Below are 9,607 nucleotides of genomic sequence, written 5' to 3' on the forward strand. Positions count from 1 at the left end.
TGCTAGACGGGCGTACACGGGCGGACTGGGCGTTTACGGCAACTGGTCGATCGTCAGGCCATGTTCGGTCATGCAGAACCGATGCTTCGGGCTGGTGTACACCCACTGACCGTCTTCCTGTCGCAGATTCAGTCGCAGGACATTGTTGAGGGCCGCCATACCGCGCCAGGTGGGGTTGGCATCGCCCTGAACGCCCTCGGTGAGTCGCTTCGGTACCGGGATCAGGTAGGGGACGAGCTGGCCCGGCGACGGTCTCTTCTTGTTTTTGCGCTCAAGCTTCTTTTCCGGAGCCCCAGCTTCCAGGAGATACGTCCAGTTCCGCTGCCGGTCGCACACGGAGTACAGGCAGACCACATGCACCATCTCCTCGCCCAGCACGGAGGAGAGCAGCTCGGGATCCACGCCGGGGTGGTCGCGGCTCAGCAGGCCGAGGTCGCCATCGAGCTCCCCTGGCCCAGGCACCGCCAGCCAGCGCGCAGTGCCGCTGGCTCTGCGTTCACGAGCCATGCGCTGGTTGTCGAGCTGCTGGAGTTCGTTCGCCGCCGGCCGCGCCAGCGAGTCGGCCATCTCGTCGGCATACACCGCATCCAGCAGCGAAGGCAGTTCTTCGGGCAGGGCAACGCTCCTGCCGGCCCCCAGGAGCAGGTCGGTGCGCTGCAGCAGCGCCGCATCGTCTCGTTCCGACGCGTTGTCCGCTCGGAGCACCAACAGCCTCGGCAGATCACCGGTGCTCTGCGCTGCACGGGCCAGCAGATCCGCGAGCGGTGCCGGTCCGGATATGACGAGGTCGAAATGCAGGGGCCGGGCATGTTGCAACATCGGCGTCGTCACCAGAACGGAGGGGCCAGGGACTCCCCCATCCCGGGCGAAGGCGCTCCGGCAGGCTGCTAGACGCTGCCACCGGTCCTTGTTGCGCATCTGTTCATGGACCAGGGTCACATCGAGACCGCGTGAATCCTGTGTGAGCTGCTGGAAGGTGCGAATCGCTTCCGCAGGCGTCGGTCGGTAGACAACCGCCCTTCCGCTGCCTGCTGCGACCATCGGTGCAAGCGCTGCCCGGATCTCTCCATCCGGCGATCCGTCGACGACCTTGATGCTGAGCGTGCCGGCACGAGAGGGGGCGGCGGGCTGCCGGGGCAGATGTCTGCCTCCGGAGTGTGCGTCCACGAATGACCACCCTGGCGACCGGCGAGGCTGCATCACTGGCTCGTTGCCGCCGCCTGCGCCTCGGCGGTAGGCCGCCAGCATCGCGTCCACCGACGTGTCCGCAGCCGTTGCTGCCAGGACCACGGGGATCCTCAACGCGGCGGCCCACTCCAGGAACCGGAGCATCAGCCGCTGCCCCCACGCACCGCGGGCGTGGGCTTCGTCCACCACGACGACCTTGCCGGAAAAGGCAAAGAGCCTCATCACATTGAACTTCACGGGCATGACAGCCTGCAGCAGCTCGTCCACCGTTCCCGTGCCGAGCGCGGCCAGGAGCGCGCGATGATGAGAGTTGAGCCAGCTGTTCGCTGCCGGGGCCCACTCCTCACCAGGCTCCGCACCGATGTCGTCGGGCGCATTGGCGTGCGCCCAGGACTTCGTGGCTTCTGCCGGCTTCATTCGGGAAGAGCTGTGGAGCAGCAGTGACCGCCACGGGCCCGTGAGCGCCTGCTCGGCAAACGCGTGCACCTGTGCCATGTGGCTGTCAGCGGCTGAACCGGTTGGCAGGGCATAGAAGAGCCCCCGCGCCTTCGCCGCATGCCCGAGGACGGCCGCTGCCCGAAGGGCCGCTTTCGTGCGGTCCTCCGATGACGGAGCCGTCACGACCACCATGCCCGGCCCGTGTTCGGCCACCATGTCGGGCACCTCGCGCGCCATGCTCGCCCCAAGGCCGATCTTGCCCACGCCCGGAGTGAAGCCCGGCGGTCGGGCGAAGCCCGTCCCCAGCAGGTCCGTCTGCTGCAGCAGGCGAGGAGCCGCGGCGCGGGCGACCTGCCAGTACGCGTCCAGATCATCCGGAGTACCCGCCCAGCCATCTTCTCTGAGACGGCTGCGGATGCCCTCCGGATAACTGGCCAGCCAGTCCGACAAACTCACCAACCCCGCCAGAACCACAGCCGCTCCCGGCGACATCCGCCCAGGCGGGACCGCCGTCGCCCCCAGCACTCTGCGCACCTCGTCGAAGTGGATCCGCCGCTGCTCCTCCCAGCTCCCCGCGCCCAAACCGGGGTGACGCGCCACGGGGCACTGCGAGTCCTTCTCGTGAAGCACCGGGTGGAAACGACCACCGTGCCCGCCGAGCAACTGCGCCACCGCATGACTGAGCTGGGTCTGCGGACGTCGCTTCGACGACGGATAGCCGGCCTCTTTGAAGACCCCCACCAGCCACCAGTGCGCCGCCGCTTCGTGCGACTGCCTGTCCCGCGCCGCGGCAGCGCCGAACCCGTACCCAGGCTCAGCAGACAACTCCTCAGCTCGCAGCTTCCCCTCACGCTTCGGCCCGCCCTCGTGCATCTGGAACGGCACGCTGATCTTCCCGATGTCGTGCAGCCCCGCCCAGAAGGCCGCAAGGACCCGCGCCTGCCCGTCCGGCACCTGCAGCGCTTCCACCACCATGCTCCGCTGGTGCGCGGTCAGCAGCTCATCCCAGACGACCTCAGCAACGGCCGCAGTGTCCAGCAGATGACAAACCAAGGGATGCGTACGGTCTGCTCCGCGAGCGTCCCTATGCAGCCCGGCGGCCTTGCCCCAGAGGCGGGAGTCCAAGGGCATGGCGCTCCTCGTCACAGGTCAGTGGAGGTGGCTTCAGACGAATCCGACAGGAAGAACTTTGTCCTGTAACAAGGCGTCACCCTGTCTCGTCCGCTTGAAGACCCGCAGAAGGGAACTCACCCAACCGCCAGTGCATCAACTTACCTTTCCGATACAGTACTTACAGCTGCACGCCTCCCCGGAGGTACGCGGAATCCCATTGGCTCTCCAGCCGCCGGCAGACCGAGATGAACGCACGACCCTCTCGAGGGATGTGCCCTCGGCCTGAAGGCGCTTTGGAGAAACAGTGTCCCGATTCCTGCGGAAGTTCGTCCTGCGACGCGAGGTCCTTCTCGAGGTCTCCCGCGTGGTGGTCAGCGCGGTATTCCGTTCCCTGATCAACGAACTCGTCAGCTGGCTCTTCTGAGCCACGGGTGACGGACCCTTATGGGTCCGTCACCTCTTTCGTCATGGCCACACTTCCAACCCAGGACACGAACTCGGGCCGGACCCCGAGCTCAGTCTTCGGAGCGTCAGCGCCACGACGTGGAAACCCACGAGTGCGGCCTTCAGCGCGGACCAGCTCACCGACTGGCCATCCTCCCCGCGGGGTGGTCCGACGATCTAGAGGCCGGGCCGGCGTGGCGTGCACGCCCCATCCGCCAACGTGAGGATGCTCCGATCATGGAACAGGACGGAGACCTGCCCGCGCGTCCTCCCCGCCACCGCGGGGGGTGCTCCGCCGTCGACCTGGTCGCGGGCGGTGCCCCAGACGTCCTCCCCGCCGACGCGGGGGTGCTCCGCTCTCCCGTGCGGGCCTCGCGCCCTGGTCCTGGTCCTCCCCGCCGCCGCGGGGGTGTTCCGGCCGACCAGGCCGTGGACCGCGGGCTCAACCAGTCCTCCCCGCCAACGCAGGGGTGTTCCGCTCTCCGCGTCGCTGACCTTCAAGGTCGCCGGGTCCTCCCCGCCGACGCGGGGGTGTTCCGACCAACGAGGACATCGGGCGCGAGCGCGAGAGTTCTCCCCGTCGACGCGGGGGTGTTCCGCGGAGTTGGCGCGGCGCCCGGGCGGTCGGCTAGTCATCCCCGCCGACGCGGGGGTGCTCCGCAGTTCGGCATCGGCGACATAGCCCGGTTCTTGTCCTCCCCGCCGACGCGGGGTTGCCCCGTTCGGGGGCTGGGCCGCGCTGAACCACGGCGGGTCCTCCCCGCCGACGCGGGGGTGTTCCGCCGATCAGATCCATCATCAGGTCTCAGACGGCGTCCTCCCCGCCGACGCGGGGGTGCTCCGCCCTTGTCGCCCGTCTCTCCCCCGGCGCGGAGTCCTCCCCGCCGACGCGGGGGTGTTCCGATCTCCACGATGTTGTTCGTCCCGGCCAGACCGTCCTCCCCGCCGACGCGGGGGTGTTCCGCCTGGGTTGCCAACGGCGGCGGCATCGTCATGGTCCTCCCCGCCGTCGCGGGGGTGTTCCGGACATCTCAGGGAACACAGTTGTGCTCTTCAGGTCCTCCCCGCCGACGCGGGGGTGCTCCGTGCCGACGGGCTGCCCAACCTGGTCGCGCTGTGGTCCTCGCCGCCATCGCGGGGGTGCTCCGCTCGACGCCGACTTCGCGAAGAACCTCGCCACGTCCTCCCCGCCGACGCGGGGGTGCTCCGCGTGAGGATGCCCGGCCCGGCGATCTGATGTTGTCCTCCCCGCCGACGCGGGGGTGCTCCGGGTGTGAGGAAGCCCCGGACCCGAACGGGTCCTCCCCCCGGAGCGGGGGTGCTCCGCTCGCCGTACCAGTCGTGGCCGGCAGCGTACGGTCCTCACATCTGCCGGAGGATGCTCCGGCAGAGTGCCGGGTTTGCAGGTCCCAGCTGGTCCTCCCGCCAGCGCAGGGCTGCTCCGTTGCAGAGTTTGTTGTCCGCGGACAACAAGCACGCCCTCCCCCACGCCGTCACGGGAGTGCTCCGCCAGCTGGGGCCGGATCCGTTAGACCATCTGATGTCCTTCCCGCCATCGCGGGGGTGTTCCGAACCGGGGCGACGGGGATGTGTATCTCGGCGCCTCCTCCCCGCCGCCGCAGGGGTGCTCCGCTGCTCGAAGCGGCTGCCGCCAAGCGCGACACGTCCTCCCCGCCGACGCGGGGGTGCTCCGTGCTTGTTGTGGTACTGACTGGCCGAGCAGTCGTCCTCCCCGCCGACGCGGGGGTGCTCCGTGCTCGACCTCCGCGCCCCCGGGGGCCTGGAGGTCCTCCCCGCCGACGCGGGGGTGCTCCGCTCAGACGCCGGCTCAACGCCCGTCTCGTCCTCCCCGCCGACGCGGGGGTGCTCCGCTGTTGGAGGGCGGGGCGATCCTGTGCGGGGAGTCCTCCCCGCCGACGCGGGGGTGCTCCGCGCTGACGGCAGCGCTCGGCCCGGGCGAGCGTGTCCTCCCCGCCGACGCGGGGGTGTTCCGGCGCCGGCAGTGGCCATGCCGACCGACACACCGTCCTCCCCGCCGACGCGGGGGTGTTCCGTTTTCGCGGGTGGTCTCGCCGGCCTGGGCGACGTCCTCCCCGCCGACGCGGGGGTGTTCCGGTCCACTGGGAGGGGACTCCCGTCCCGGCCTCGTCCTCCCCGCCGACGCGGGGGTGTTCCGTAGTCCTTGGGGCTCGTCCACTCGCGGTAGTGTCCTCCCCGCCGACGCGGGGGTATTCCGCGCTCGCCTTCATGCTCGACATGCAGACGATCGTCCTCCCCGCCGACGCGGGGGTGTTCCGCCCTTGTCGCCCGTCTCTCCCCCCGAGCCGACGTCCTCCCCGCCGACGCGGGGGTGTTCCGGTAGCCCTCGCGTCCGGACTGGACCGGCCCTCGTCCTCCCCGCCGACGCGGGGGTGTTCCGGTCCCGGCCGAGCGGTGACATTGCGTTCGCGAGGTCCTCCCCGCCGACGCGGGGGTGTTCCGATCTCGGTCATCTCGATCGCGGGCCGCATGAAGTCCTCCCCGCCGACGCGGGGGTGTTCCGCTCGCCGAGCACTTCGCCACCCTCGACCCGGCATCCTCCCGCCGACGCGGGGGTGTTCCGTACCGCGGCGAGGACGGGCCGTCGATCCGGCAGTCCTCCCCGCCGACGCAGGGGTGTTCCGCTGATGGGCGGGGTGAACGACCCCGTGCCGCTGTCCTCCCCGCCGACGCGGGGGTGTTCCGCGGAGAGGTTCGATCCGGACCCGATCACGGGGGTCCTCCCCGCCGACGCGGGGGTGTTCCGGCAGTCAGCGCAGACACCGCCGGGTGGGCGATGTCCTCCCCGCCGACGCGGGGGTGTTCCGGCCGTCTGCAAGCCCGACCCCGACACCTTCTTGTCCTCCCCGCCGACGCGGGGGTGCTCCGCTGGCCCGAGCCGAGAAGCTCGGCACGTTCTCGTCCTCCCCGCCGACGCGGGGGTGCTCCGAACGTCGTCCTGGCGCTCTTCTTCGGCGTCTTGTCCTCCCTGCCGTCGCGGGGGTGATCCGATCCCCGTGAGCGAGTACGAGCGGATCGTTCGGTCCTCCCCGCCGACGCGGGGAGTTCCGTCCGGTGATCACCTCGCGGGTGCCGGGGTGGTGTCCTCCCCGCCGAAGCGGGGGCGTTCCGTCGTGGGATCGCGCCCCGGGGCGGGTATCGGTGTCCTCCCCGCCGACGCGGGGGTGCTCCGTGCGCAGCCCACGCCCGCACCTCCCGGCCGGCGTCCTCCCCGCCGATGCGGGGGTGTTCCGGTGAGGACGATAGCTTCGGCGTCGTAGGCGGCGTCCTCCCCGCCGACGCGGGGGTGCTCCGGTCGGTAGCTGGGGTGCTGGCATCCTCATCACGTCCTCCCCGCCGACGCGGGGGTGATCCGACCATCCCGTCCACCAGCGTGTCGCGCACCACGTCCTCCCCGCCGACGCGGGGGTGATCCGCCACCGGGGTTGATGTTGTGCGTGAACTCTTGGTCCTCCCCGCCGACGCGGGGGTGCTCCGCTCGCCGTACCAGTCGTGGCCAGCGGCGTACGGTCCTCACATCTGCCGAAGGATGCTCCGACGCGGTGCCCCGGGGCGCAGGGACCCAGCTGGTCCTCCCGCCAGCGCAGGACTGCTCCGACGCAGAGTCTGTTGTCCGCGGACAACAAGCGCCCTCCCCGCCGACGCGGGGGTGCTCCGTCCATTAGGTTGTCGAAAACGACGACCTCGGGGGCCTTCCCGCAGTCGCGAGGGTGTTCCGGTCCTGGTCGCCTCCCTTGTCGACAGCGATCAGTCCTCCCCGCCATCGCGGGGGTGTTCCGGCCCCCGCCGACATAACCAGCGGGGGCCTTCTGTCCTCCCCGCCGACGCGGGGGTACTCCGTTTAACTTGGCCATAGGTTGCCCACGGACGGGGCCCTCCCCGCCGCCGCGGGGGGTGCTCCGTCCATTAGGTTGTCGAAAACGACGACCTCGGCGGCCTTCCCGCAGTCGCGGGGGTGCTCCGTCCTTCTGGAGTGGGGTGTGGTGTGCTGGCGGGTCCTCCCCGCCGACGCGGGGGTGCTCCGCCCCCGGTCCTTCTGGTCCGGGGGCTTCTCGCGTCCTCCCCGCCGACGCGGGGGTGCTCCGCCCCCGGTCCTTCTGGTCCGGGGGCTTCTCGCTCCTCCCCGCCGACGCGGGGGTGCTCCGGAGGCTCATGCAGCACGACTTCGTTGCCATCGGTCCTCCCCGCCGTCGCAGGGGTGCTCCGATCGCTGAGGAGGGCCGCCTCGCCCCGACCGGGTCCTCCCCGCCGACGCGGGGGTGTTCCGTACGCGGTGCAGGGCCTGCTCCGTGGGGACTCGTCCTCCCCGCCGACGCGGGGGTGTTCCGGCACCTGATGACCGACCAGAGCGAGACCGCCCGTCCTCCCCGCCGACGCGGGGGTGTTCCGCTCCTGCGCGCGGAGCCGGTCGCCCAGCAGATGTCATCCCCGCCGACGCGGGGGTGTTCCGCAGACAAGAACGGGATGTCGATGAACGACGTCGTCATCCCCGCCGACGCGGGGGTGTTCCGGAGATCAACGCCCTCAACGACAAGAGCGGCGAGTCATCCCCGCCGACGCGGGGGTGTTCCGGTTGACGACCCGACGAGCCGGCCGCAGACGCCGTCATCCCCGCCGACGCGGGGGTGTTCCGCCGGGCAGGGCGGTGATCGCCTCCGGAGGGAGGCCCTCCCCGCCGACGCGGGGGTGTTCCGGAGACGCCGTCCCCGTCGTAGGCCGACCGGCCGTCCTCCCCGCCGACGCGGGGGTGTTCCGTAAAGGGGACACGGCCCCGTACTCGATGTCCTGTCCTCCCCGCCGACGCGGGGGTGTTCCGTCCAGCTGGATTCGCGCGCACGCCAGGCCCGAGTCCTCCCCGCCGACGCGGGGGTGTTCCGTTCCTCGCCGACCTCGCACGCGCCCAGAAGGGGTCCTCCCCGCCGACGCGGGGGTGTTCCGACCAACGACGCCCGGGAGAGCATGATGACGGTGTCCTCCCCGCCGACGCGGGGGTGTTCCGCCTTCAGCGCGCGCTCCAGCCGTAGGGCGGTGGTCCTCCCCGCCGACGCGGGGGTGTTCCGCCCGGCTCCTGTCAGGCAGTCCTCAATGGCGCGTCCTCCCCGCCGACGCAGGGGTGTTCCGCCAGGCGAGCAGGAGGATCAGTTCGCGCGATTGTCCTCCCCGCCGACGCGGGGGTGTTCCGATGGTCTCCCACGCGGTGAGAAAGACGGTGTCGTCCTCCCCGCCGACGCGGGGGTGTTCCGCCGGTCGGTGAGGGTCATGAACTGCGCAGAGGGTCCTCCCCGCCGACGCGGGAGTGTTCCTGCGGACACCTTCGCCTTCGTTCGCTGGGGCTCGTCCTCCCCGCCGACGCGGGGGTGTTCCGTCGGCGAGTTGCACCTGCCCGTTCGGTAGCAGGTCCTCCCCGCCGACGCGGGGGTGTTCCGTGCCGGCGCCCGCTGCCGCCGTCGCGCGGGACGTCCTCCCCGCCGACGCGGGGGTGTTCCGTGTTGAGCGTCTAAATAAGCATGGCTTATGCCGTCCTCCCCGCCGACGCGGGGGTGTTCCGTTCTGGTTGGTGACGGGCGAGCTGCCGCTGTTGTCTTCCCCGCCGACGCGGGGGTGTTCCGTCGAGGTGGCGAACCTGTCGTTCGGTCAGCTCGTCCTCCCCGCCGACGCGGGGGTGTTCCGCACGGCTACATGCCCCTGGACATCGAGGTCATGTCCTCCCCGCCGACGCGGGGGTGTTCCGCTCACCGGCGGCTCGCTAACCACCTGGGGCTCGTCCTCCCCGCCGACGCGGGGGTGTTCCGACCCAGCCCTTCAGCGCCCGCTACTTCCTCGCGTCCTCCCCGCCGACGCGGGGGTGCTCCGTTGGGCGGGATGTTGAACTGCTGGTTCGCGCCGTCCTCCCCGCCGACGCGGGGGTGCTCCGCGGGCGCTGGCCGCTCTGGGGGCCTGGATGGGGTCCTCCCCGCCGACGCGGGGGTGCTCCGCCACGGGAACCGATTCCCAGCCGGCCCTCACCGTCCTCCCCGCCGACGCGGGGGTGCTCCGGCCTGGGTCGCCGCGAAGCTGTCCGCTGCGCAGTCCTCCCCGCCGACGCGGGGGTGTTCCGGTCCACTGGGAGGGGACTCCCGTCCCGGCCTCGTCCTCCCCGCCGACGCGGGGGTGTTCCGCGCGGGGCGACGATGGGCAAGCGGTGGAACCTGTCCTCCCCGCCGACGCGGGGGTGTTCCGGCCGACGCCGGCTGCGACCAGCCCGCGATGACGTCCTCCCCGCCGACGCGGGGGTGTTCCGCAGACCGGATCAACCGGCCTGACGAATCTCATGTCCTCCCCGCCGACGCGGGGGTGTTCCGAACTCCAAGACCGGCATCCACGCTGTCGCCGAGTCCTCCCCGCC

General features: G+C 71.2%; 1 protein-coding gene and 2 CRISPR repeat arrays (1 of these 3 only partly in view). The gene reads right to left on the reverse strand.

Going from position 1 to position 9,607, the window contains the following annotated elements; genetic code table 11:
• Positions 1 to 33 precede the first annotated feature (33 nt).
• The gene (locus EAO77_RS19500) at positions 34 to 2,757 is read right to left on the reverse strand and encodes a CRISPR-associated endonuclease Cas3'' (protein ID WP_147989578.1); all 2,724 of its coding nucleotides are present in this window, start codon (positions 2,755 to 2,757) and stop codon (positions 34 to 36) included.
• A 3,547-nt stretch (positions 2,758 to 6,304) separates the two neighbouring features.
• Positions 6,305 to 6,700: a CRISPR direct-repeat array (repeat unit 29 nt).
• Positions 6,701 to 7,156: 456 nt separating this feature from the next.
• Positions 7,157 to 9,607: a CRISPR direct-repeat array (repeat unit 29 nt; unit sequence GTCCTCCCCGCCGACGCGGGGGTGTTCCG) (it continues 689 nt past the right edge of the window).

The organism is Streptomyces sp. T39 (assembly GCF_008042045.1).
GTDB lineage: Bacteria > Actinomycetota > Actinomycetes > Streptomycetales > Streptomycetaceae > Streptomyces.